26 protein-coding genes are annotated in these 23,142 nt (G+C 58.2%); 10 read left to right on the top strand and 16 right to left on the bottom strand.

Features of this window, described 5'->3' with window-relative positions:
- Positions 1-7 precede the first annotated feature (7 nt).
- From rbsD to KW062_RS10630, 7 genes are all read right to left on the bottom strand, one after another.
- Positions 8-412: a D-ribose pyranase gene (gene rbsD / locus KW062_RS10660; protein WP_027620579.1), complete on the bottom strand. Its 405-nt coding sequence runs from the start codon at positions 410-412 to the stop codon at positions 8-10.
- A complete protein-coding gene (gene rbsK / locus KW062_RS10655; protein WP_027620580.1) occupies positions 409-1,326 on the bottom strand; it encodes a ribokinase in 918 nt (305 codons plus the stop codon). Before rbsK ends, rbsD begins: the two co-directional genes overlap by 4 nt.
- A gap of 23 nt (positions 1,327-1,349) precedes the next feature.
- A complete protein-coding gene (locus KW062_RS10650) occupies positions 1,350-2,369 on the bottom strand; it encodes a LacI family DNA-binding transcriptional regulator (RefSeq protein WP_027620581.1) in 1,020 nt (339 codons plus the stop codon).
- A 3-nt stretch (positions 2,370-2,372) separates the two neighbouring features.
- Positions 2,373-3,350, bottom strand: coding sequence for an ABC transporter permease (locus KW062_RS10645; RefSeq protein ID WP_027620582.1), 978 nt, complete (start codon positions 3,348-3,350; stop codon positions 2,373-2,375).
- Entirely contained in the window at positions 3,347-4,900 is a 1,554-nt protein-coding gene (locus tag KW062_RS10640) for a sugar ABC transporter ATP-binding protein (protein ID WP_027620583.1), read from the bottom strand. Before KW062_RS10640 ends, KW062_RS10645 begins: the two co-directional genes overlap by 4 nt.
- Positions 4,901-4,957: 57 nt before the next feature.
- Entirely contained in the window at positions 4,958-5,914 is a 957-nt protein-coding gene (locus KW062_RS10635; RefSeq protein WP_027620584.1) for a sugar ABC transporter substrate-binding protein, read from the bottom strand.
- Between the two features lie 220 nt (positions 5,915-6,134).
- A complete protein-coding gene (locus KW062_RS10630) occupies positions 6,135-6,569 on the bottom strand; it encodes a hypothetical protein (protein WP_105754709.1) in 435 nt (144 codons plus the stop codon).
- Between the two features lie 347 nt (positions 6,570-6,916).
- Here KW062_RS10630 and KW062_RS10625 point away from each other — a divergent pair, with 347 nt between their 5' ends.
- The 3 genes from KW062_RS10625 (at position 6,917) to KW062_RS10615 (ending at position 9,174) form a co-directional block, all read left to right on the top strand.
- Positions 6,917-8,005, top strand: a complete 1,089-nt coding sequence (locus KW062_RS10625; protein WP_027620586.1) for an asparaginase — start codon at positions 6,917-6,919, stop codon at positions 8,003-8,005.
- 193 nt (positions 8,006-8,198) lie between these two features.
- On the top strand, positions 8,199-8,480 hold the full coding sequence (locus KW062_RS10620; RefSeq protein WP_306218920.1) for a DUF1654 domain-containing protein: 282 nt from the start codon (positions 8,199-8,201) through the stop codon (positions 8,478-8,480).
- Between the two features lie 4 nt (positions 8,481-8,484).
- Entirely contained in the window at positions 8,485-9,174 is a 690-nt protein-coding gene (locus KW062_RS10615; RefSeq protein WP_027620588.1) for an endonuclease, read from the top strand.
- Positions 9,175-9,269: 95 nt separating this feature from the next.
- Here KW062_RS10615 and KW062_RS10610 read toward each other — a convergent pair whose 3' ends face one another.
- Entirely contained in the window at positions 9,270-9,635 is a 366-nt protein-coding gene (locus KW062_RS10610; protein WP_105754711.1) for a penicillin-binding protein activator LpoB, read from the bottom strand.
- A gap of 246 nt (positions 9,636-9,881) precedes the next feature.
- Here KW062_RS10610 and csrA point away from each other — a divergent pair, with 246 nt between their 5' ends.
- Positions 9,882-10,073 carry a carbon storage regulator CsrA gene (csrA, locus tag KW062_RS10605; RefSeq protein ID WP_008028241.1) on the top strand — a complete coding sequence of 64 codons (192 nt, stop codon included), beginning with the start codon at positions 9,882-9,884 and terminating at the stop codon, positions 10,071-10,073.
- Between the two features lie 194 nt (positions 10,074-10,267).
- Here the strand turns inward: csrA and KW062_RS10600 are convergent, their stop codons facing one another.
- Complete coding sequence (locus KW062_RS10600) at positions 10,268-10,723, bottom strand: DUF2214 family protein (RefSeq protein WP_027620590.1); 456 nt, start codon at positions 10,721-10,723, stop codon at positions 10,268-10,270.
- A gap of 285 nt (positions 10,724-11,008) precedes the next feature.
- Between KW062_RS10600 and KW062_RS10595 the strand changes: the two genes are divergently transcribed.
- Positions 11,009-11,221 carry a hypothetical protein gene (locus KW062_RS10595; protein ID WP_146118219.1) on the top strand — a complete coding sequence of 71 codons (213 nt, stop codon included), beginning with the start codon at positions 11,009-11,011 and terminating at the stop codon, positions 11,219-11,221.
- A gap of 60 nt (positions 11,222-11,281) precedes the next feature.
- Positions 11,282-11,521 (top strand): hypothetical protein, encoded by a 240-nt coding sequence (locus tag KW062_RS10590; protein ID WP_033866411.1) that lies wholly within the window; start codon positions 11,282-11,284, stop codon positions 11,519-11,521.
- Positions 11,522-11,877: 356 nt separating this feature from the next.
- Here the strand turns inward: KW062_RS10590 and ppk2 are convergent, their stop codons facing one another.
- Entirely contained in the window at positions 11,878-12,699 is an 822-nt protein-coding gene (gene ppk2 / locus KW062_RS10585; RefSeq protein ID WP_105754712.1) for a polyphosphate kinase 2, read from the bottom strand.
- A 268-nt stretch (positions 12,700-12,967) separates the two neighbouring features.
- Here ppk2 and KW062_RS10580 point away from each other — a divergent pair, with 268 nt between their 5' ends.
- Positions 12,968-13,510: a hypothetical protein gene (locus KW062_RS10580; protein ID WP_105754713.1), complete on the top strand. Its 543-nt coding sequence runs from the start codon at positions 12,968-12,970 to the stop codon at positions 13,508-13,510.
- Between the two features lie 142 nt (positions 13,511-13,652).
- Positions 13,653-14,867, top strand: a complete 1,215-nt coding sequence (gltS, locus tag KW062_RS10575) for a sodium/glutamate symporter (protein WP_027620593.1) — start codon at positions 13,653-13,655, stop codon at positions 14,865-14,867.
- On the opposite strand, the gene KW062_RS10570 is transcribed toward gltS, so the two are convergent.
- Positions 14,862-15,113 (bottom strand): Pathogenicity locus, encoded by a 252-nt coding sequence (locus KW062_RS10570; RefSeq protein WP_105754714.1) that lies wholly within the window; start codon positions 15,111-15,113, stop codon positions 14,862-14,864. The genes gltS and KW062_RS10570 overlap by 6 nt on opposite strands.
- Before the next feature lie 166 nt (positions 15,114-15,279).
- Complete coding sequence (locus KW062_RS10565) at positions 15,280-15,570, bottom strand: hypothetical protein (protein WP_105754715.1); 291 nt, start codon at positions 15,568-15,570, stop codon at positions 15,280-15,282.
- Between the two features lie 260 nt (positions 15,571-15,830).
- On the opposite strand from KW062_RS10565, the gene KW062_RS10560 reads away from it, so the two are divergent.
- On the top strand, positions 15,831-16,883 hold the full coding sequence (locus KW062_RS10560) for a hypothetical protein (RefSeq protein ID WP_105754716.1): 1,053 nt from the start codon (positions 15,831-15,833) through the stop codon (positions 16,881-16,883).
- A gap of 258 nt (positions 16,884-17,141) precedes the next feature.
- Positions 17,142-19,517, top strand: a complete 2,376-nt coding sequence (locus KW062_RS10555; RefSeq protein ID WP_105754717.1) for a DUF3772 domain-containing protein — start codon at positions 17,142-17,144, stop codon at positions 19,515-19,517.
- Positions 19,518-19,538: 21 nt separating this feature from the next.
- On the opposite strand, the gene KW062_RS10550 is transcribed toward KW062_RS10555, so the two are convergent.
- The 4 genes from KW062_RS10550 to KW062_RS10535 form a co-directional block, all read right to left on the bottom strand.
- Positions 19,539-21,029 carry an aldehyde dehydrogenase family protein gene (locus tag KW062_RS10550; protein ID WP_027620598.1) on the bottom strand — a complete coding sequence of 497 codons (1,491 nt, stop codon included), beginning with the start codon at positions 21,027-21,029 and terminating at the stop codon, positions 19,539-19,541.
- Positions 21,030-21,066: 37 nt separating this feature from the next.
- Complete coding sequence (locus KW062_RS10545) at positions 21,067-21,456, bottom strand: c-type cytochrome (RefSeq protein WP_105754718.1); 390 nt, start codon at positions 21,454-21,456, stop codon at positions 21,067-21,069.
- Between the two features lie 217 nt (positions 21,457-21,673).
- The gene (locus tag KW062_RS10540; RefSeq protein ID WP_105754719.1) at positions 21,674-22,411 is read right to left on the bottom strand and encodes an AAA family ATPase; all 738 of its coding nucleotides are present in this window, start codon (positions 22,409-22,411) and stop codon (positions 21,674-21,676) included.
- The gene (locus KW062_RS10535) at positions 22,411-23,121 is read right to left on the bottom strand and encodes an ABC transporter permease (RefSeq protein ID WP_256350967.1); all 711 of its coding nucleotides are present in this window, start codon (positions 23,119-23,121) and stop codon (positions 22,411-22,413) included. The genes KW062_RS10540 and KW062_RS10535 overlap by 1 nt, the downstream gene beginning before the upstream one ends.
- Between the last annotated feature and the right edge of the window lie 21 nt (positions 23,122-23,142).

The following is a 23,142-nucleotide window of genomic DNA, read 5'->3' as shown; positions in this document are numbered from 1 at the left end:
ATCCGAGTTAGAAGGTCACTCCGGCGATCAGGGCGATGTTGCAGTACGGCTGACACTCGCCCGTACGAACAATCGCTCGTGCCTGCCGGCTGAGTTGCTTGAATGCCTCATGGCTGAGTAAACGCCGCTGGCCGATCGCCCCCTGGACTGACAGCTGTTCGAGCGCCTGTAACGGTGCGGGACGGGCTTGCAGGATTTCGTCGGCGAGCACATGGCTTTCCACCTGCATCTCGCTGAGCACCACGTTCAGGGTGCTGATGAAGTCGGGAATGCCCTGAGTCAGGGCCAGGTCGATCAACTCGACGCCAGGCGGCACGGGTAAACCGGCGTCACCGATTACCAGCACATCGCCATGACCGAGCGAGGCGATTAGACGCGACAAGGCAATGTTAAGCAGTGGAGTCTTTTTCATGAGGGTTTGAAGGCCTGGACGTCGGACAGCGTCGGAATCGAAGGTTGGGCGCCGGCACGGGTCACCGACAACGCCGCCGCGATCTGGCCGAAACCAATCGCCTCAGCCTCGCTTTTGCCCGCCGCCAGCGCCGCAGCGAAGCCACCGACAAAGGTGTCGCCAGCCGCCGTGGTGTCGACCGCCTTGACCTTGGGCGCCGGGAAATGTGTGAAGCCGTGGCCATCGGCAAACAGTGCCCCCTGAGCACCAAGGGTGATGATCACCTTGCCCGTGCCCATTGCAATCAAGCGGCTCGCGGCCGTTTCGGCAGTCTCCCGGGAGTCCACGGGTAAACCGCTCAACGCCGAGGCTTCGCTTTCATTGGGGATCAGGTAATCGATGCAAGCGTACCAGTGGGCTGGCAGCGGTCGACTGGCCGGGGCCGGATTGAGTATGACGGTCTTGCCCAACTCCCGCGCGCGCTGCAGGACATGTCCCACCGTGGCGTCAGGCACTTCCAACTGACAGATGACCACCTGTGCCGCCTGCAGCACCGGATCGAACTGATCGATCAGGGTCGGTGTCAGCGCACCGTTGGCACCGGCAACAATCACGATTGCGTTCTGGCTTTGGTCATCGACCACAATCAACGCCACACCACTCGCACCCTCGACACGGCTGACCGCCTGGCAATCAATGCCCTCGACCAGCAGCGCGTCACGCAACTCGGCGCCATAGGCGTCGCTGCCGACACAGCCGAGCATCGATACCTGCGCCCCGAGACGGGCCGCGGCAACTGCCTGGTTGGCACCCTTGCCGCCAGAGACCGTGGCAAAGGAATGGCCAATCAGGGTTTCCCCGCCCACCGGCAGACGCGGCGCCCGGGTCACCAGATCCATATTCAAACTGCCTACTACTGCTACTTTTGCTGACATACATCGTTACTCATCAAGTCGTTTCAGCGGTACTGATCGAAGACGCCGGACAACGGCGCGGTCGACTCACGCAACACAATGTCGGGCGTGACGATCCGTTGCCCGGTCGCCAATTGCGGGCTGGCGATGCGGCGCAACAACGCTTGCGCGGCCATTTCCCCCAGTTGCAGGATCGACTGGCCGACGGTAGTCAGTGCCGGGTAGACATAGCGGCTCATCTGAATATCGTCGAAGCCGATCACCGACAGCTCGCTCGGCACTCGGATATTGCGCTCGGCAGCCGCCCGCAACACGCCGATGCCCATCATGTCGTTGCCGGCGAAGATCGCGCTCGGCGGATTCTTCTCGAGCAAAGTGGCAGCCGCCTGGTAACCACCGGGACTGGTAAAGTCGCTTTCGAGCATGCGGGCGCTCGGCACTTTGACCGCAGCCTCCTTCAACGCCCGGCAGAAACCGGCCAGGCGCATCTGCGCCACGCTGGTGTGCGCCGGTCCGCCGATACAGGCGATATCCCGATGGCCGAGTTCCAGCAGGTGCCGGGTGGCCAGGTAAGCGCCATACTCGTGGTCGATCCGTACCAGGTCGGCATCCAGCCCTTCCAGGCCACGGTCGACGATGACCATGGGCGTGCGCACACCGGCCAAGCCCTGGGCCAGACCGCTGTCGCCACCTGCCGAGGCGACGATCAGGCCGTCGATGCGTTTCTCTAGGAGAACCCGCAGGTAACTGCGTTGCTTGTCCGGGTTATCGTCGGAGTTGCAGAGGATCACGCAATAGCCGTTCCGCTCGCAGTAATCCTCGATACCGCGCGCCAGTTCGGCAAAGTACGGGTTGAGACTGTTGGGCACCAGCAGGCCGATGGTCGCGGTGGTCTTGGCTTTCAGTGAACGCGCCACCGCACTGGGCACGTAGTCCAGGCGCTGAATCGCCGCCTCGACTTTGATCCGCACCTCGTCACTTACCGGTCGAGTTTTGTTCAGTACATGCGACACCGTGGTGTAGGAAATACCCGCGAGTGCCGCCACATCCTTGATCGTCGCCATGATTCAGCTCCGACGACGCGCGCGTTGACTGCGATAGGTATCGAGGACCACAGCGATCACGATCACCGCGCCGGTGATGATGCGCTTGGTCGGCTCGGTGGCGCCGATTTGCGCCAACCCGGCCGCCAGCACGGAAATGATCAGCACGCCGAAGAAGGTACTGATCACCGAGCCACGCCCTCCCATCAGGCTGGTTCCGCCGATGACCACCGCCGCGATCACTTGCAGCTCCAGGCCGGAACCCGCGTTGGGGTCGGCCGCCTCCAGGCGCGAGATCTGGAACAGCGCGGCAACGCCGGCCAGCAGCCCCATCAGACTGAACACCAGGACCTTGTAGGGTTTTGGATTGATACCTGCCAGACGTACCGCCTCTTCGTTGGTACCAATGCCGATCAGGTAGCGACCGAACACAGTACGAGTCAGCACCGCCTGAGCGATAAAAATGATCAGCAGCGCAATGATGAACGACGGCGAAATGCCAAAGGCAATCGGGTTGGACAACCAGGCGAAGGCATCGCCGATGTAGGCCGTACGCGAGCCGGTCATCTGGTACGCCACGCCTCGGGCCATTTCCAGCACCCCCAGCGACACGATGAATGACGGAATGCGCCAGGCCACCGTGATCGAGCCGGTAATGGTCCCGGCCAACGCCGCGGCCGCCATACCCAGCAATGCGGCCGGCAGCACGCTCCAGCCCCACCCCAGGATCGCCACGCTGACCGTCGACGCCGCGAGCGCGAGCACCGAGCCGACCGACAGATCGATGCCGCCGATAATCAACACAAAGGTCATGCCCACCGCCAACACCATCAAGTCGGGGATCTGGTTGGCCAGCGTGCTGAACGTCTCGTAGGAAAGAAAATGGCTGCTCAGTACCGAGAACAGCGCAATCATTGCCAGCAAGGCCCCCGCCAGGCCCAGGTAACTGCCCAGGCCATAAAAGTTGCCACTACGTTTGCCAGCAGACACAGCAGTTTTCATCGAAGCTCCCCAGGCGCTGCTGCATCGAGCAACGCATCACGTTTTTGGTAGCCGGCAAAAGCGGCGGCAAGCAATTCATCCTGGCTCCAGTTGTCACGCTCGAACGTCTCGACCAGGCGCCCGGCCGATAACACGCCGATCCGGTCACAGATCAACATCAGTTCCCGCAGATCACTGGACACCACCACCAGCGCCTTGCCTTGCCGAGTCAATTCGCCGAGCAAGGCGTAAATATCGAACTTGGCGCCGACGTCGATTCCTCGGGTCGGTTCATCGAACATCAGCACCGAACAGTCGCGCTCCAGCCAGCGGCCGATCACCACTTTCTGCTGGTTGCCACCCGACAGCTCGGACACCAGCTGGGTCGGACTGGAGCTGCGAATACGCATGGCATCAATTTGCCGTTGTGCCAGCGCGATCTCGTCACCCGAGTTGACGATGCCGGCACTGGAAATCTCCGCCATGTTGCCCAGGGCGATGTTGGTACTGATCGACTGGGTTAGCAGCAGGCCTTCGCCTTTGCGGTCTTCGGTAATCAACGCAATGCCCTGCCCCACGGCATCGGCCGGCGAACGGATACTCACCACCCGGGCCGGCGAACCCAGGGCAACCGTGCCGGAGTCGGCGGCGTCGGCGCCGAAAATCAGACGCAGCAGTTCCGTGCGTCCTGCGCCGATCAAGCCGGAAATACCGAAAATCTCACCACTGCGCACGGCAAAGGAAACGTCGCAGACCTTGTCCGAGCGCGTCAGCCCGCTCACTGTCAATGCCGTCGCACCGATCTGCCGAGGCCCCAGGTCGATGTGTTCGCCCAGCTCGCGGCCCACCATCAGGTTGACCAATTGTTCACTGTTGTAGTTGGCCATGGGTTCGACGCAGACCAGATGACCGTCGCGCAGTACCGCAATGCGCTGGGCCACTCGCGCCAGTTCTTCGAGACGATGGGAGATGTAAACAATCGATACCCCGCGGGCCTGCAGGCGGGTGATCTGGTCAAACAGCATCTCCACTTCACGCGCCGTCAGCATTGCCGTGGGCTCATCGAGAATCAGCACATGGCAATCGCCGATCAGGTTGCGGGCGATTTCCACCATTTGCTGATGGCCGATCCCCAGCTCGCTTACCAGCGTGTCCGGATCGATGGCATCGAGGCCGACTTGCGCCATGGCTTCGATTGCCGCCTTGCGCAGCTGCTTGCGGCTGATCCAGCCACCCTTGCTCGGCAGGTTATCGAGGAACAGGTTCTCCGCGACTGACAGGGTCGGCAGCAAATTGAGTTCCTGCATAACCATGCGAATCCCCAGCGCTTCAGCCTGGGTTCGACTGCCGGGGCAGTAAGCCTGCCCCTGAAATTGCATATGGCCGGTGGTGGGCGTGACCAAGCCGCCGATGATCTTCGACAGGGTACTTTTGCCCGCGCCGTTTTCACCGGTCAACGCCAGCACTTCACCGCGCATCAGCGTCAGGTCAATGCCGGTCAATACCGGTTGCGCATAGGTTTTGCCGACACCGCTGACCGAAAGCACCGGGTTCGAGGCAGGCTCTGACATAAGAGAATCTCCGTGCGCTCGCCCGTACGGACGAGCGCCATTGCGTCGCCGACAGGGTTACTGGGTGACCAGCTCGACCGGTGTTTCGATTACACCATTGACGCCGCTGTCGACCTTTTCGCCCTTGAGCATTTTCAGCGCGGTCTCGATGCCGAACACGGCCTGCTTCGCGGCGAACTGGTCGGCGGTGGCCAGGACACGACCGTCCTTGAGCATTGGCTTGATGGCATTGATATTGTCGTAGCCCACCACCTGGACCTTGCCAGCCTTGCCCGCTGCACGCACCGCCGAAACGGCGCCGACGGCCATGCTGTCGTTACCTGCCAGCAGGGCCTTGATGTTCGGGTATTCGCTGAGCATCGAGGCGGCTACCTGGTTGCCCTTGTTGATTTCCCAGTCGCCGGATTGCAAGGACACCACCTTGATCTGCGCAGCCTCCATTGCATCCTTGAAGCCTGCGGTACGGGCCTGGGCATTGGTGGTGGTGGAAACCCCTTCAATGATGCCCACTTCGTCGCCGGCCTTGAGTTGCTTGGCCAGGTATTCGCCGACCAGGCGCGCGCCCTTGCGGTTGTCAGGCCCGACAAATGGCACGCTGATGTTCTTGCTCTTGAGCACATCCGGGTCGAGTTGGTTATCGATGTTGATCACGGTGATGCCGGCATCAACGGCCTTCTTGATCACCGGCACCATGGCTTTCGAGTCGGCGGGGGCAATCACCAGCGCGTTGACCTTGGAGACAATCATCTGCTCGACGATGCGAATTTGGTTGGCGGTATCGGTTTCGTCCTTGATGCCGTTGGATATCAGCTCGAAGTCAGCCGGATGTTCTTTTTGGTAAGCCTTGGCACCATCTTCCATGGTCAGGAAGAACTCGTTGGCCAGGGATTTCATGACCAGGGCGACCTTGGGTTTTTCCGGGGTGTCGGCGAATGCCGAAGAGAGGGGCAAGGAGGTTGCGGCGGCAGCCAGGATGGCGACAGCAAGAAGACGTCCAGCAAATGGCAGCTTCATGGGTTCACTCCGTTCTTATGATTATTGTGAGCAACGCCTGGCGCAGGCTTGAACAATGACAGACGTAACCGAAGGTGCCTCACCGTCGAAATCAAGTCATCAGAATGAGCGCGCAAACGTTTGCGTAACCCGAACTATGGAAACTGCCCGCCGATTTGTCAACGCCTGGTATGTGTCCCGTTTCGCATTCCTGGCCGATCGGCGCTCGGTCCTCTACCAATCAAGCCGTGGTGTTGACCACTGCACCCGACGAAGCATTGCCCACGGCTTTCATCAACGCCGCCGCCACTTGCAGTAGTGCCGAGTTGGTGGTGGCAATTTGCGCCTGGAGACCCGCTACCACACTGGCTTTGGTTTCAGGGTTCGGATAGGTAGCAGCCTGAGCAGCAGCCAGTTGCTGCTGTTGTTTTTCCAGCAACTTCTGCAACTCTTTCATGCGCTTGACCAGGGTCTCGACGGTGATGTCACCGCTGGACGATTCGCTGGATGCACTTGCCTTGGGCTGCAGTTGAGCGCCGGAAACGGTTGTGCCAGCGCCCTCTTCATCATCCGCCGAAACCGCGTCCGCCGCAGTTCCTGACGCCTGCGCAACGGACAAATGTCTATCGTTAAAACTGATCGCTCCGCCGGAGTTGAAGCCAACCGTCAAACTCATCTGTGAAGTCCTTGAAAATATGATCCTTGAAAAAATATCGGCTGCGGGGAGCGCTTCTTGAGCGAAAGAGAACCCAGCCGTCGCGTAGGAAGAACCTCAAATCAATGTAGGAAATTTCGGACAACCGAACGTATTCAGGCGAGATGATCGGATTTCCGGACGCACTTGGTTACAGCGACGTCACCATCATAATTTTTATTGTTATTTTTCAATAACTTATAATAACAAAAATATTTAGTTACCTCTGGTACAGATCCTGCTCTAACCCGCTACCCCCGGCATTCAGATCGCCAGGGGGATCTAGATGAACCTGCATCAGCACCGTCATCACCACTAGAGAGAAAATAATGAAATCTGCGTTCAATACCCTTGTTCCGGGCGCCTTGGCCCTTCTGCTGTTGCTCCCGACTGCACTGCAGGCAAAAGAAGTCGCCGCCGAGCAAAAGCTGGCGAATGTGGTCATCCTGGCCACCGGCGGCACCATTGCTGGCGCGGGCGCCAGCGCCGCCAACAGCGCAACCTATCAAGCCGCTAAGGTCGGTATCGAACAACTGATCGCCGGCGTACCGGAGTTGAGCCAGGTGGCCAACGTCCGCGGCGAGCAGGTCATGCAAATCGCCTCAGAGAGCATCACCAACGAAAACCTGCTGCAACTGGGCCGCCGCGTGGCCGAGCTAGCCGACAGCAAGGATGTCGATGGCATCGTCATCACCCACGGTACCGATACCCTGGAAGAAACCGCTTACTTCCTCAATCTGGTGGAAAAGACCGACAAGCCAATCGTGGTCGTCGGCTCGATGCGTCCGGGCACTGCCATGTCGGCTGACGGCATGCTCAACCTGTACAACGCCGTGGCGGTAGCCGGCAGCAAGGACGCACGCGGCAAAGGCGTACTGGTGACCATGAACGACGAGATCCAGTCGGGTCGCGATGTCAGCAAGATGGTCAACATCAAGACCGAAGCATTCAAGAGCCCATGGGGCCCGATGGGCATGGTCGTTGAAGGCAAATCCTACTGGTTCCGCTTGCCTGCCAAGCGTCACACCATGGATTCCGAGTTCGACATCAAGACCATCAAGAGCCTGCCAGACGTCGAAATCGCCTACTCCTACGGTAACGTCAGCGATACCGCCTACAAGGCCCTGGCACAATCCGGCGCCAAAGCGATCATCCACGCCGGCACCGGCAATGGTTCGGTGTCTTCGCGCGTCGTGCCTGCCTTGCAAGCCCTGCGTAAAGACGGCGTGCAGATCATTCGTTCTTCCCACGTCAACGCCGGTGGTTTCGTACTGCGCAACGCAGAACAGCCTGACGACAAATACGACTGGGTGGTTGCCCACGACTTGAACCCGCAAAAAGCTCGCATCCTGGCCATGGTCGCCCTGACCAAGACCTCGGATAGCAAGGAACTGCAGCGGATGTTCTGGGAATACTGATGGATGCCGTCCGACCCGCCCGGGTCGGACGCTTACCCGTACCATCCGCCGTTTCCGGCGGCTGGTGCCATCGCAGCAAACCTCCTGCCCCGCAAAAAAACTTCCTCCCCCATGCACTAAAAGCCAAAAATCAAGGTCACAGGATTCTCTTGAATTTTAAGCAGTTGCGAAAATGCTTACAGTTAAATACTGTATGCACGTACAGCTTAATAAGGACTCCTCCGTGGCCACGACTTCTGCAGCAAACAGCACCCCTCCAGGCGCCTATGAAAGGCTCGGCTTACGCGTTCAGAAAATCATCAATTCGCCGAACGCGCAAAAAGCCAAGGCGGCCTTGATCTTCCGACTCCCGGACGAACCCGTGGAGGATTGGGAACGCCTGCTGGAAGAAATAGCTGAAAACGACAACGTTACCCTCGCCTACCGCGACGACGGTGGCGTACAGATTTTCTGGGTCGTGCCGAAGGAAGACTGAGTCAATGATTGTTCGTTTTTTTGCTTTGCTGATGCTCCTGGTGGCGGTCAGCGCCAATGCGCAGGCCCCCCGCACCTTTACCGAAGCCAAGAAAGTTGCCTGGAAACTCTACGCACCGCAGTCCACCGAGTTTTATTGCGGCTGCAAGTACACCGGAAATCGGGTTGACCTCAAGGCGTGTGGCTACGTGCCGCGCAAAAACGCCAACCGGGCGGCACGGATCGAGTGGGAGCACATCGTTCCGGCCTGGCAAATCGGGCACCAGCGTCAATGCTGGCAGGACGGTGGTCGAAAAAACTGCACCCGCAACGACCCTACCTACCAGCGTGCGGAAGCGGACCTGCACAACCTGGTGCCGAGTATTGGCGAGGTCAACGGAGATCGCAGCAACTTCAGCTTTGGCTGGCTGCCAGAGCAAAGCGGCCAGTATGGTTCATGCCTGACCCAGGTAGATTTCAAGGCCAAGAAGGTCATGCCCCGCCCCTCCATTCGGGGGATGATCGCCCGCACATACTTCTATATGAGCAAGCAATACGGCTTGCGCCTTTCGAAGCAGGACCGGCAACTGTACGAAGCCTGGAACAAAACCTACCCGGTACAAGCCTGGGAGCAGCAACGCAACCAGAAGGTCGCGTGCGTCATGGGACGCGCCAATGAGTTTGTCGGACCCGTCGACATGAAGATGTGCGGCTAAGTGATGAAAAAAGGCCCGGTGCATGGCACCGGGCCTTTTACGTTTGCAGTCCACCCTCTCTACCCATGCCAGGCCGCCGCAACGCTCACGAAAAATTACTCTGCGTTGCTGTGCTCGATAACCAGGGTTTCGATGTTCTGTTTCTTCGCCTTGACCAGCGCAGCGGACACAGCTGCCTGTTTGGCCTCGGCCTCGGCCCGGGAGTTGAACGGGCCGACCAGAACCTGTTGTTTGCCCTCGCGCGTGACTACGTACGAAACAAAGCTATGCTCGATCAACCACCCGGCGAGATCGCTGACAGCTTGCGGAGTCGAACCTTGTACCAACACATCCCATTGCGGTGCAGCAGCTTCATTCTGAGTAGAAACCACCGGAGCCTGAGGCTTTTTCGACGCTTGCTGGTCTCGCTCACCGCAGCCGGCCAGGACCAATACCGCGATCACCCACATCATTCTGCGCACAGTTTTTCCTCGCAATACCAAAGGAAGAGATCTTATCACTCAAAAATGATTCTCAACCCAGGCAAACAGGGCATAAAACAGCGAGAATGATGCTTGAAGCCTCTGTATAGTCGCACCCCGGGAATTAATGCGGCGTCTGCGCGTCACAAAGATGCACCCAAACCGTGACACTTCGCACTAATCTATACGTATGACCGACATCTGCACACGAGTCAGGTGCCTTACAAAGCTATCAAGGAGAAGATCATGCTGATACTCACCCGCAAAGTCGGTGAAAGCATAAACATCGGTGACGACATTACGATCACCATACTGGGCGTTAGCGGCCAGCAGGTCAGAATTGGCATCAATGCCCCGAAAGACGTTGCGGTGCATCGAGAAGAAATCTACCAGCGCATCCAGGCAGGCTTGACTGCCCCGGACAAGCCGCAAAGCTGAGCCTCGAACAGTGATCAGTAGCCAGCCTGCTGCTGCATGGCCAAGGCTGGCTAAAGATTCTGGAAGTCTTGCCCCGCGCTCTTGAGTCCCCAGCGGGCCGCCGCAACAAGATGTCGATACTAACGGAATGTCCCGCTCGACGATGTCAGGCGATTCTCATTTTCAGGGTCGAAATCGGCTGCTCCTACTGCCCTTCAACCGAATGTCACGCCACGCGCCATGCCGGATGCGGCCACGACCATCAAGACCAAAAACAGCGCTTCAATATGACAGACACGCGCGTATAAACCCGTGCGCCTGACATTCAGTGCAGTCTTGCGCGCCAAGGCAATCCGCCATTTGACCAGCGTGACCATTGGCGCGATCTCCAGTACCAGGATGACCACGAACAAGGTCATTTTCAGGTGGAAAAGTGGCTGATGCAGGTAATAGTCCGTGCCCTTCTCGTACCCGCCAAACGCCCTGAAGCCACCGCTCACCAGCAGAATAATCGCTGATATCCCCCAAAGGTTGTCCGCCAGCAATACACGCCTGGCACCCTCGCCATTCGCGGTGACCTGGCGCAGGGCCGTAGCGCGGGACAACACCGCCCATAACGCCAATCCATAGGCCAGCAGGTGTATTGCCGCGAGAAACCAGTGGGCAAGCATTGGATAACTCCCTATTTGAAACCCGTCGCCGAGGTCCAGAAAGGTGTAGTCCATATCCCGGCGGTTCGCCCGCCGCAGTACAGACCTGTCACAGATTCGTCATAGCATTCGTACAAAATCCAGCAGGCCAAAGGGATTTGGCTCCTTCTTCCCCAGACCCATCGCTCGACAGGATTACCGGCATAACCGCTTATCAGAGCGGTGCAATTGCAGACTGATCCTACATACCTCTACGCGTATCGAATCTAAGCTGTAACAATCGCTCTGCAAGGATTCGCAACACACGTGATTACCTACGCTGCTATCGCTTTTGCAGTCATTGTCATTGTTACGCTGGGCATGGCCTTGTATGGCTGGCATCGCCATTTGCGTAACGATGAAGACGTGCCTGCGCCCCCACTTTCCTCCCCCGAGACCACCACGCCGCCAGAAAAAAAAGACCTGGGGGGCACGGTTGATAAAACGACACCTCATCGGATTTCCATGCGCAGCCCTTGATCTGAAGGCAAGTAGCCACTATTCCTTAGGCTTACTGTCTTAATGTCACCGGGGGCGAACATGAATCCACGTTTTGTTGTGGTTCCGGCAATTCCAGTCGAGACAGAGACGGTGCGTGAAGGCGGTCGCTTCTACTGCAAAACCGCGCCGATCCAATTCAATCTTTACGACAATCAGGACAAGCAACGCCTGGCGCCCACCTACCCGAGCCGCCAGGACGCCGAGGACGAGTGCCAGAGGCTCAACACCGAACGGCTGCAGAGTATCCTCGACACCCATCTGCATCTGAACAAGGCCTAGCGAACGGCACCACCTTTGGGGAATCCCCCCATTAAAGGCACAGCGGCAAGTCGAGAAATCTGACCAGCCAAGGGGCCACCTCAACAATCATCCAGTTGACCAGAAGGCACGTAATAACAAAGGTCGCCAAGAATCTGCGGGTGCTCCACTGCATCATTTAACACCTCCTGGATCAGCCGTCTGCCCTTCAGTTGCAGGGTCAACATGAGTCGCTACAGGGATGGAGCAAGGTTGATGCCAGATGCATGGAGCGGTTTATCGCGGCACTCGCGATTTACAGGTGGGGTGAGCCTGCCAAATGCAAAAGGCCGGATGACGATAACCGTCATCCGGCCTCAATGTGTGGCGCCCGAGCCTCAGAACTTCTCGGCAACGCGATTGATCGGATAATCCGGCTGGCGATAGCCCGCGGGCTTCTGCCGCTTTGGCAAGGCCACCTTCTCACGCGGCACTTCCTTATACGGGATGCGACTGAGCAGGTCGGTGATGATGTTCAGGCGCGCCCTGCGCTTGTCGTTGGAGTCGGCTACCCGCCACGGGGCATGCTCGGTGTCGGTCGCCATAAACATATCGTCACGGGCGCGCGAGTAGTCATACCAACGGCTGTAGGACTTGAGGTCCATGTCGGTGAGCTTCCAGATCTTGCGACCGTCAGTAATACGCGAAGCGAGGCGTCGGGTCTGTTCCTCTTCGCTAACTTCCAGCCAGTACTTGAGCAGGATCACCCCTGATTCGACGATGGTGCGCTCAAACATCGGTGCCAGTTCGAGAAAACGTTCCACCTGCTCTTTCTTGCAGAAGCCCATCACCCGCTCGACGCCCGCCCGGTTGTACCAACTGCGATCGAAGATCACCACCTCGCCCGACGCCGGCATGTGCGCCAGGTAACGTTGCATGTACATCTGACTCTTTTCGCGCTCGGTCGGGGCTGGCAGGGCGACCACGCGAAACACTCGCGGGCTGACTCGTTCGGTCAGCGCCTTGATGGTTCCGCCTTTGCCGGCGCCATCGCGCCCCTCGAAGACCACACAGACTTTGACGCCCTTGGCTTTGACCCATTCCTGCAACTTCACCAGTTCGACATGCAGGTGGTGCAGCTCTTCGAGGTACTGCTTGTTCTTCAGCTTCTCGGGTTCAACAGATTTCGCTTTTGAAGCTTTTTTACTGTCTTTTGCCATATCCAGGGCCTCACCATTAAAGAGTCATTTCCAGGGCGGAAAAATGTCATCTGAGTCTAGTGTCAAAAACACATTTCGTTGTGCGATCGTGCGAGCGCCCGGACCGCGCCGGCTCTGGCGCACAGGTCACTTCCCGGGAAAGAGTGTAGAAGACCAGCGGACGCTCACGGGTGATGTAGATCAGCGAATCATGAGCCGCAAGGTCCGTCTGTGAGGATCTCCCCCGCCTGGTGTATGGTTGCCCCCTCAGCCATGAGGAACAGCAAGGATCCGACTCAACGATATTCACCTGCCGGACTACCAGTTCAGTGAAACCCATTCACTGGATATAAAAGCCGAACCGGCCAGGGTGATGGCCCAGGTACTGGCTTACCGCCCCGAAGACGAGCGATTTTTCAGGGCCGCAATCACGCTGCGCGAATTGCCCATGCGCTTGATGGGCAAGGCCGATAGACCGCCCGCTGCGGCATTTGGCATGGACAACTTCACCCTGCTCGAACAGGTCGCTGACCGGGGCGTGGCATACGGTTTGGCAGGCAAGCTGTGGCAGGCTGATTTTGGCCAATCGGTGATCGCCGACGCTCGGGCGTTCGCCGCCTTTGCGGAGCCTGGCAGTGTCAAGCTGGTGGTAGGTTTTGCCTGCGAGCCGCTGGATTCAGGCCTGACCCGAGTCACCACGCAGACCCGCGTAAACTGTCTCGACGCCACTGCGCTGCGCAGCTTCAGGCCTTACTGGTACCTGATCCGCCCTGTCAGCGGGATGATTCGCCGGCGCATGCTGCGCACTATCGCGCAACGTTGCCGGGACTGAGCACAAGGGCTCGTCAGCGAGTGCCGGCAGCTGGAGCCCGTCGATCCGGCTGCTATGCTCGACTCACCATTCATTGACTTATGTCTGAACTCTGGATGGCCCAATCCTGATAATGCCTGTTTGATATTCAAGGAAGGCCCTGATGACCTCCCAGCTTTTCCAGGTTCACGGTCTCGTCAGCTTTACCCTCGCCATTCTCCTGCTGTTCCTCGGCAAGACCCTGGTCCAGCGCATCACCGTTCTACGCCAGTACTGCATTCCCGAATCGGTAGTCGGTGGTTTTGTCTGTGCCGCGGTGACGTCCATCCTGTATTTCGGGCTGAATATCCAGGTCGAGTTCGACCTGCAGGTTCGCGACATCCTGTTGCTGTACTTCTTTGCCGGTATCGGCCTGAAATCGGATGTACGCCAACTGATCAAGGGCGGTCGTCCGCTGCTGATCCTGCTATTGCTCGCCAGCGTCTTCATCGTCCTGCAAAACTCCCTGGGCATGGGCATGGCCGAGGCATTCGGACTGGACCCGAAGGCTGGCCTGATGGTCGGCTCGATCTCCCTGACCGGTGGGGTCGGGACGGCGCTGGCCTGGGCACCGCTGTTCGTGGAAAAACTTGGGATCAGCAATGCCCATGAATTGGGGATTGCCAGTAATACAGTCGGCCTGATTGCCGCGTGCGTGATCGGCGGCCCGATCGCCAACCAACTGATCCGCCGTCATCAACTGACGGGGTCCATGGATACGGCGCTGGAAGTCGGCAAGATGGAACAGCAACCGGGCAAGGCGCTGGACTATTACGACGTGCTCTGGGCGTGGATGTGGCTCAACCTGACACTGATGCTCGGTTACGGGCTCAACCTGCTGCTGGTGGATGCCGGGATCACCCTGCCGAAGTTCGTCAGTTGCCTGTTCGCCGGCATTGTCATTCACCACATCGTGCTTGCCGTGGTCGGTGAGCAGCGCCTGAAAACCTGGAGCGGCGCCAGCCTCGGCCTGGCGCTGATCTCCGATATCTGCCTGGGGATGTTCCTGACCATGGCGCTGATGGGGCTGCAACTGTGGCAACTCAGCGGCGCACTGCTGTTCATCCTCAGCACCCTGACCCTGCAAGTGTTGCTGACGGTGCTCTACACCTACTTCGTAGTGTTCCGCTGCATGGGCCGAGATTATGAAGCCAGCGTGATCGCCTCAGGCTTTGGCGGGATTACCCTGGGCTCTACCGCCACAGCCATCGTCAACATGACCACCGTCACGCAGAAGTACGGCGCGGCACACCAGGCCTTCCTGATCGTGCCGCTGGTGTGCGGTTTCTTCATTGACCTGGTGAATGCCGTGATCATCGGCATGTTCAGCGGGCTATAGAGCCGGGTTGCTCACGACTTCACGGGCCTTGGCAATCGCTGCCTGAATTGCGGCCCTGGCCTGGGGGCTGTTCTTCCAGCAGGTCGAGCCGACGATCGCCGAGGCCTGGGTCACGATGTCCAGCGCGTTGGCCTCGGCGAGTTGCGCGAGGGTGGCGAAGCCCATCTGTTCCAGTCTGCTGACCACAGTCGGGCCAACGCCCTTGACGCTCAACAACTGCTGTTTTTCTTCCGTTGAAAAGCCCATGAATACTCCTTCTTCCCTGGAAAATGACGGTTTCGTCGGTGCGGATCCTATCGTCCATACTGGTTACGCCGCAATCATGGTAATGGCACGCGAAATACCGGCTCAAGCCACGCCATGACACCCAGACAGATCAGCCTCGGGAATCGGGAGCAAAACCCGTGAACTGCTACCTGCAGAACAGCCCGCTCTCAAGCACTCGCGCCGACACGACGTAGCGCGCCGAATCCGCATACGACTCACCATCCATGGCCATGGCTTCCACCGCGTTCGCGTAATGCCGGGTTGCTTCGACAATCAGCTCGTTCCTTTCGCCCACGCTGATCAACCCGCTGCGCTGGCATTTGTCTGCCATGCGCAGTAATTCCTCGTTTTGCGCTGCGGCATCGAACTGTACCTGTGGTGACACAAACAACTGACGACAGGCCTCCAGCGCGCTTTCTCTTTCTGCACTGCTCATGACGCTCTCCGATAGGTATATCCCGGTAGAGGTGCAGCGGCAGCGGCAGCGGCAGCGGCAGCGGCAGCGGAAGGTTCAAGTGGATCGTGCGTTGCCGCACCGCGCGCCAGGAAAATAATCCTTCGTATTCGTTAGTCTTTGATTTAAATAGATTTTGAATAGTGGCACTTTGATATAGCCGGATGTGCAATGGATGGTTATCTTATGCGCGAGGTCAAGGCTGACCTTGTTGTAATTTCCCATGATTGCGAGGCTGACAAGTGAGTTTTCTGATATTTCTGCTGTGCGCCGCAGGGGCCTTCCAGGCCTACAAGCGCCGTTCCCCACTCGGATTCGCCGGTGTTGCTGCGTTGCTGATGATTGGCATCAAGTACCAATCGGACTTCGGCCTGCTGGATTCCATTTCCTACTTCATCCTTCCTTCTTTCTTTCAGATCGTCATCGTCGCAGCGATTGCCGGTGGTGTTTCCTACGCAATCTTCAAGCGTAACGGCAGCCTCAAGACCGAACTGTTCGGTCGCGACGACCCGTCCGATATGTATCTGCTGGTGGGTCGTGTTCTGGACACACGAACATCCAGCACCGTGTTCTCCGACACCCGCGTGACGCAAAATGCGTTCGGCCATCTGGATACCCAGACCTCACACGAACTGGTAGTCACTCACAACACCTGGCTGCATGACTTGAACAATGAGGTCGACGTCAATTACTCCGGCAGCGGCAGCCTGCAAGCGCGCCCCGGTCACATCCTCGGGACGATGAGCTACAAGGGCCGCAGTCTGCTCGACATCAACTTCTCGACCAACCAGGTTTTCTCGGTTCCACCAGCGAACACCAACATCCTGGTTTCGATCGTCATGGCCACCGCCATGGTGTTGTTGGGCTGGGTATGTTTTCCCCTGTTCGCACTGGTGTCCCCGCTGTCCTGGTGGGGGAAATTTCGCATGAAAGGTGGTGAAGGCCTGTATGTCAAAGCGATCGTCCCGGGCAGCAACAGGATTGAAGCGGTGTTCACTTACGGTGGTTGCATCGCCTACCTCCTGACCATTTACGCGTTCTCACAGTTCTGGCAGAGCGGCGCCCAAGGCAGCGCTTACCTGACTGCGATCATCGTGTTGTTCCTCAGTCTGGTTGTCATGCACCAGTATGTGGTCCGCAGCGTAGAGCCGTTGCACCGGGCGCTGATCAACAAGGGCCGGGATGAACTCAACCGTCTTTACCAGGAAGCAGAGCGCAAGCACAGCGCGCGGGCCACAGCGGCAGCGGTTGCGCAGCCGGCCGTCGCCCCTCAAGCAGTACCGGCAGGTATCTGAATTGCAGGAGCCCGCCCCCACAGTTTGCGCGTACATCGCGGGTTCTGCCTCTGTGGGAGCGGGCTTGCCCGCGATAGAAGTTGATGCAGTGTTGCGGGCGGCCCCCATCGCGGCGATGCGGTGAATCTACTGCTAGCTCACACCGCAAATCGGCCTTGTGAACTTCAGACCAGCTCTACCCGGCAAAAATCCCTCGATGACGTGCGCCATGGCCTAACCTGATTAGCCAGATGCCGCCACAATCAGTCGAGCACGCCCATGCGCAATGCCATGAAGTTGCTGATTTACATCACCTTCACGCTCATGGCGGGGAATGTCACCGGGCTGTCGGCGGCGCCGATGTCCGATACCCTGACCTCGGTCATTTCCACCGCCAGCCTGCCCGAGGCCGACCTGCAAACCCTGCAGAGCCAGCTCAACAGCCTCAAGCAGCAGGTGTCCCAGGCCAACAACTACACCCAGCTGGAAAGCGCGCAAGACCAGGCTCAAACCCTGATCCAGGACATCGACCGCCTGACCACTACGCTGCTGCCGGCGCAGGCCCAATTGCAAGCTCAACTCAACGTGCTGGGACCGGTGCCCCTGGACGAAAACCCGACCCTGACCTCCGCCATCAGCACACAACGTGATTCCCTGGGCGAGCAGAAGGACAAGATCGACAACAACCTGAAAACCCTCGACGTGCTGAGAAAAAGTGCCGCCGAGTTGATTCCGCAAATCGCCGGCATCCGCCGCAGCCTGCTGGAAGTCGAGGTCACGCAGCAGACCAGCAGCATTCTCAATCCGGGGTTCTGGGCGCCGTTATTCGACTTTCCAGCCAGTGACTACGAACGCTTCGTCACCCTCATGCAGCAACTTGGAATCACTCACGCGGCCGTCTGGCAACCCGGCCAGCGCCTGCTGACCCTGACTTTACTGGCGCTGGCACTGGCCGTCTGGACCCTGGGGCGCAGACTGGCCGGGCGCGGATTGGCATGGCTGTGCATTTACCGGATGCCCGAAGGCCGCTTGCGCCGTAGCTCCCTGGCCCTGGCCTCGGTACTGGCGACTCTCCTCACCGCCAGTGCCGCCCTGCAACTGTTGCACTACGCCGCCACGCGCCAGGTGCCCTACCCGCCGCAAATAGCGGAGCTGACTCAGTACCTGGAAAAACTCGCCTACACCTGTGTGCTGATCACCGGATTGAGCCGGGCACTGCTGTCAATCAAACACCCGTCATGGCGCTTGCCCGACATCTCCGATGAAGTCGCACTGGCCATGGCCCCCTACGCCCGAGTGCTTGCCGGCGTGCTGTTGGTGCTGGTCACTCTGGTGCAAATGAGCAATGTGACCGGCATGAGTGGCGACGTGGTGACGTTCGGTCGAGGCATCGTTTCTCTGGTGGTGGCGCTGGTGATCGGCTCACTGCTGCTGAAGGTCAGCAAAGTACGCCGGGCGCAGGCGCTGGCTGGGGTGGCGGCAGAGAGCGTGACCACCTTCGCCGGACTGATCTACACCTTCACCGGCATCGCCGTGGTCGTGTCACTGCTGGCCTTGTTGATCGGCTACGTGACGATGGCCCGGTTTATCACTTACGAGCTGGTCTGGGTGTTCATCATCTCCGCCGGTTTTTATCTGCTGACGCAACTGCACGTCGACACTTGCGAATATGTGTTCTCCCCGAAAAACTCGGCGGGAAAGACCCTCAAGCAAGTACTCGGCATCGGCAATCCGCGCCTGGAGCAAATCTGCACGGTGTTGTCCGGCGGCGGTCGTGCAGTCCTGCTGCTGATTGCGGTGATAGCACTGTTCGTCGGTGGCGTCGGTACCACCCTCGGGCAACTGGTGAGCAACACCCTGTCGATCCTCGGTGGCGAGGGTTTGCGCAAGCTGAACATTGTCCCGGACAGCTTGCTGCGAGCGTTCCTCACCCTGGTGATCGGCATTTACCTGATCCGCACCTTACGCCGCTGGCTGGACAACGAGTTCCTTCCAAAAACCGAGATGGACCCCGGCATGTGCGCCTCCCTCAGTACTCTGTTCGCCAACCTCGGCTATGCCCTGGTGGTGCTGCTGACGCTGTCGTCGCTGGGCATTCAGTGGACCAATCTGGCGTGGATCGTCAGCGCCCTGTCGGTAGGTATCGGCTTCGGCCTGCAGGAGATCGTCAAGAACTTCATCTCCGGCCTGATCCTGTTGACCGAGCGCCCGGTGAAGGTGGGAGATTTGATCAGCATCAGCGGGGTCGAGGGCGACATCCGTCGGATCAACGTCCGAGCTACGGAAATCCAGCTCTCCGATCGCTCCATCGTCATCGTGCCCAATTCACAGCTGATCTCGCAGAACCTGCGCAACGTCACCCTGGGCGGCAGTGCCCAGGGGGTGGTCAGTCTGGAACTGTTGTTGCCGTTGGACATCGACCCGGAGCAAGTGCAAAACCTGCTGTATGACGCCTACACCGAGCACGAAAGCATTCTGGAGAAACCGGCGCCCTACGTGCGTTTCAGCCAGCTCAAGCCGGAAGGCATCACCCTGACCGTCACCGGCTATGTCGCCAGCCCGCGCACGGTGGGCTCGATCAAGAGCCAGTTGCTGTTTGAAATTCTCAAGCGCCTGGGGGCGGCGGGGATTCAACTGGCGAAACCTGCCGGGTAATCTACCCGGCAGGCGCCATCATTAATGGGCGATGCACACCGACTTGAGCTCGGTGTAGGCCTCGATCACTGCACGGCCGAACTCGCGACCCATGCCCGATTGCTTGACGCCACCGAACGGCATGGCCGGGTCGAGCAGCACATGGGCATTGACCCACACGGTGCCGGCCTCGATACGCGGCACCAGGTTCATCGCCTTGCCCAGGTCGTTGGTCCACAGGCTGGCGGCCAGGCCGTAACGATTGTCGTTGGCCAGCGCGATCACCGCGTCTTCGTCGTCGAACGGCATCACACCGAGCACCGGGCCGAACACTTCTTCTCGGGCCACGGCCATGCTGTGGTCGATGTCGGCGAGGATGGTCGGCTGCACGAAGAAGCCATCCCCTTCAAGCAACTCACCACCAGTCACCACCCGCGCACCTTCGCTGCGTGCCAGTTCGATGTGCTTGAGTACGCTTTGCTGCTGCTTGCGCGACACCAGCGGGTTGATCGCCGCGTCGCCATTCATCCCGGCGCCAATCGGCATGGCTGCAACCGCCGCCGCCAGGGCGTCGACGAACTGATCGTGAATCGAGCGGTGCACGTAGAAGCGCGAGGCCGCTGCACAGACCTGACCGTTGTTGAGCAGGCCGCCGAGGATCGCGCCCTGCACGGCCTTTTCGATATTGGCGTCGGCCAGCACGATCATTGGGTTCTTGCCGCCCAGCTCCAGGGAGAAGCGCGTCATGTTGGCCATGCAGGCGACACCGACGCTTTTGCCCACGGCCGTCGAGCCGGTGAACGATACCTTGCTGACCAATGGGTGTGCGGTCAGCACGCCACCGACTGAGGCGCCGCCACCGGTGACCACGTTGAACACGCCGGCCGGAATACCCGCTTCCAGCGCCAGCTCGGCCAGACGCATGGCGGTCAGCGGGGTTTCCATCGCCGGCTTGATGATCACTGTGCAACCGGTGGCCAGCGCCGGCATCAGTTTCCAGGCGGCGATCAGCAGCGGGAAGTTCCACGGCACGATACCGACCACCACACCCACCGGCTCACGCTTGGTGAACGCAGTGAATTTGGCGCCAGGCGGCAGCGGGATCGACACATCGAAGGTCTGCCCCTCGATCTTGGTCGCCCAGCCGGACATGTAGCGCATGAATTCCACGGTGGCGTTGAGGTCCAGCGCCCGGGCCATGTTGATCGACTTGCCCTGGCTCAGGGTTTCCAGCTGCGCCAGTTCCTCGGCGTGTGCTTCGACCAGGCGAGTGAAGTTCAGCAGGATGCGTTCACGGTCCGCCGGACGCAGGCCCGACCACACCGCTGACTTGAAAGCCTTGTGCGAAGACTGCACCGCACGCTCCACCAGTTCCAGCGGCGCGTCGAGGGTTTCGCACAGGGTTTGACCGGTCGCCGGGTTGACCACGGCAATGCGTTCGCCCTCGGCCAACACCCATTGGCCATCGATGAAGCAGCCATGCTGGCGGGCGAGGAAGGCAGCTACCTGGGGCAGGATTTCAACGTTGCTCATAAATCACCTGTATTTCGAAGGGGGGAAATCCGGCTGTTTAGTGCTGTTCCTTGAGGAAGCACGCCACCGCCTGACGATCATCGGCCGAAGCCAGGCCCATGTAGGGCATGTAGGTGCCCGGCACGAAGGCCTGGGGCTGGGTAATCAGTTGGGTGATGGTCTCGGCTTGCCAGGTCACGTCTTTGTCGCGCATGGCCTGGGAATAACTGAAGCCGGCCAGCGAGCCGGACTTGCGCCCGTACACTCCCGCCAGGTTCGGCCCCATCATTCCCGTGGTGCCTTTGCTCACCGCGTGGCAGACCCCGCACTCGGCGGCAAAAACCTGCGCACCGTGGCTGGTGTCGGTGGCGCACTCAGACGCGGATACGGCCTGGGCCAGGGTGAAAGAGAGCAAACCGATCAGGGACAAACGCAGTGGGGTGAACATAGGAAAACAACCTTGAAAATCCGCGCGTTCGTCGACTGACGAACACCAACACAAAAATTGCCGAGGCCATGGCGCTTCGGCAGGTTGAGACCGATTGTCGGCGCTCGGCAGCGCACAGGTTTTGCCCTGCGTGCCAGTTATGTTGGTGCTTGTGCCAAAAACGGACTTCATCAGTTTCACAGCATCGAAACACCCACCTTTCCTCACGCCCCCCTTTTCACCTTTGCTGAATAGGTTCATCCACAAGAGGGGTAGCGGCAGCCGCACGAATGAAAGCTTCGTCGAGCGAGGTTGAATCGTAGAAATTGATGAATTCTTTACCCGAACTAAACGAGAAAAACTTGCGTCTACTGATCATGTAAAATCGGTCACAATTGATTGCAACCTCATCGATATTATGAGATGAAATCAAAATTGCGGCTCCCTCCTTGGCAGCTCCACGCAGACACTTCCAAATGTAGTATCTGAATTCCGGATCAACTCCGGCGGTTGGCTCATCCAGTATTATCAAATCCGCCCCCACTGATAACAATGACAAAGTAAAAAACCACCGTTTCTCTCCATAGCTACAGATAGAAGATTTTTTTAACCAAATCTCCTTGTAGCGATCAACGATTTCAGGACTCCATGCAGCCAGCTTTGTCAATGCCTGCGTCTGCGAGATGGGAACCGACGAACTAAGCAGTGATATCATTCTAAAAACATCAAACATCCTGAACACCGGTGGCACGGTGAGCATCTGCGACAAATAAACCTGCTTTGATGCCTTATTGGATAATTGATCTACCCCGACCTTATTCAGTCCGCAAACGATATCAAAAAAAGTAGTTTTTCCAGATCCATTCGGCCCTAAAAGCCCAGTAATCATCCCTGCGTCGACGTCAATCCCCGCGTCGTCAAATATCATTTTATCTTCGTACTTGAAACAAAGTGATCGCGCACACAAAATATTCATCAGTACCGACTCCACACTGGATTCACTCTTAAAAACCTTAGCGCAAGCAAAAACACAGCGACAAACAATAACAAAGCCAATAAGGCAAACCCATAATTATAATGAAAACCCGACTCCATAAGTCCACTTGCAAAGTATAATGGATTCAGAAAATCCATCATCCCTAAATCATGACCAGCATTACGCATACCAAGGACACTAAACACAAGCATCGCGAATGAGATCATCGAGAAAAGCGTGCTAGAGTTCTGAAAGCTCATAGGCATCAAACTCAACAAAATTCCCGGCACACAGAAAAAAATGTAAGACGTGTAAAACCTCGGCAAAACCATCAACAATTCAAATAACTTGAAGCCGCCAAATTGAAAGCATGTTAGCGCATAAAAAACCGTACAATATATCAGGGATATTAAAGAGCAGGCGAAAAACTGCGCCAGCATGAACGCAAACTTAGCGCCTGACGCGTAAACAAACGACCTTATAAAGCCGCTCTCCCTTCTACCTATGATGTAAAAAGCAAATCCAAAAAACGCAACATTCGAAGAAATATGCGCATAAAACCAAGCGGTACTTTTCAGATAGCTTCCTTCAGAGCTAACCAAACCTCCCCCAGAATAAGAAAGCAAGTAAAAAATTGCAGCAGGAGAAATTATCATCCAAAAGATGGCAACGGGCTCTTTCAACTGCTCCTTAACAAACAATGCAGCCAACGTCAAATACCTTATTATCTT

It is taken from the genome of Pseudomonas fluorescens, from assembly GCF_019212185.1.
Classification (GTDB): domain Bacteria; phylum Pseudomonadota; class Gammaproteobacteria; order Pseudomonadales; family Pseudomonadaceae; genus Aquipseudomonas.
The sequence above is the reverse complement of the archived record's forward strand: the minus strand, read 5'-3'. Positions and strand labels throughout refer to the sequence as shown.

Excerpts from the sequence above, each read along its gene's own strand:
- rbsD (WP_027620579.1), bottom strand. The coding sequence starts at position 412 with ATGAAAAAGACTCCACTGCTTAACATTGCCTTGTCGCGTCTAATCGCC.
- rbsK (WP_027620580.1), bottom strand. The coding sequence starts at position 1,326 with ATGTCAGCAAAAGTAGCAGTAGTAGGCAGTTTGAATATGGATCTGGTG.
- KW062_RS10650 (WP_027620581.1), bottom strand. The coding sequence starts at position 2,369 with ATGGCGACGATCAAGGATGTGGCGGCACTCGCGGGTATTTCCTACACC.
- KW062_RS10645 (WP_027620582.1), bottom strand. The coding sequence starts at position 3,350 with ATGAAAACTGCTGTGTCTGCTGGCAAACGTAGTGGCAACTTTTATGGC.
- KW062_RS10640 (WP_027620583.1), bottom strand. The coding sequence starts at position 4,900 with ATGTCAGAGCCTGCCTCGAACCCGGTGCTTTCGGTCAGCGGTGTCGGC.
- KW062_RS10635 (WP_027620584.1), bottom strand. The coding sequence starts at position 5,914 with ATGAAGCTGCCATTTGCTGGACGTCTTCTTGCTGTCGCCATCCTGGCT.
- KW062_RS10630 (WP_105754709.1), bottom strand. The coding sequence starts at position 6,569 with ATGAGTTTGACGGTTGGCTTCAACTCCGGCGGAGCGATCAGTTTTAAC.
- KW062_RS10625 (WP_027620586.1), top strand. The coding sequence starts at position 6,917 with ATGAAATCTGCGTTCAATACCCTTGTTCCGGGCGCCTTGGCCCTTCTG.
- KW062_RS10620 (WP_306218920.1), top strand. The coding sequence starts at position 8,199 with ATGCACGTACAGCTTAATAAGGACTCCTCCGTGGCCACGACTTCTGCA.
- KW062_RS10615 (WP_027620588.1), top strand. The coding sequence starts at position 8,485 with ATGATTGTTCGTTTTTTTGCTTTGCTGATGCTCCTGGTGGCGGTCAGC.
- csrA (WP_008028241.1), top strand. The coding sequence starts at position 9,882 with ATGCTGATACTCACCCGCAAAGTCGGTGAAAGCATAAACATCGGTGAC.
- KW062_RS10600 (WP_027620590.1), bottom strand. The coding sequence starts at position 10,723 with ATGCTTGCCCACTGGTTTCTCGCGGCAATACACCTGCTGGCCTATGGA.
- KW062_RS10590 (WP_033866411.1), top strand. The coding sequence starts at position 11,282 with ATGAATCCACGTTTTGTTGTGGTTCCGGCAATTCCAGTCGAGACAGAG.
- ppk2 (WP_105754712.1), bottom strand. The coding sequence starts at position 12,699 with ATGGCAAAAGACAGTAAAAAAGCTTCAAAAGCGAAATCTGTTGAACCC.
- gltS (WP_027620593.1), top strand. The coding sequence starts at position 13,653 with ATGACCTCCCAGCTTTTCCAGGTTCACGGTCTCGTCAGCTTTACCCTC.
- KW062_RS10570 (WP_105754714.1), bottom strand. The coding sequence starts at position 15,113 with ATGGGCTTTTCAACGGAAGAAAAACAGCAGTTGTTGAGCGTCAAGGGC.
- KW062_RS10565 (WP_105754715.1), bottom strand. The coding sequence starts at position 15,570 with ATGAGCAGTGCAGAAAGAGAAAGCGCGCTGGAGGCCTGTCGTCAGTTG.
- KW062_RS10555 (WP_105754717.1), top strand. The coding sequence starts at position 17,142 with ATGCGCAATGCCATGAAGTTGCTGATTTACATCACCTTCACGCTCATG.
- KW062_RS10550 (WP_027620598.1), bottom strand. The coding sequence starts at position 21,029 with ATGAGCAACGTTGAAATCCTGCCCCAGGTAGCTGCCTTCCTCGCCCGC.
- KW062_RS10545 (WP_105754718.1), bottom strand. The coding sequence starts at position 21,456 with ATGTTCACCCCACTGCGTTTGTCCCTGATCGGTTTGCTCTCTTTCACC.
- KW062_RS10540 (WP_105754719.1), bottom strand. The coding sequence starts at position 22,411 with ATGAATATTTTGTGTGCGCGATCACTTTGTTTCAAGTACGAAGATAAA.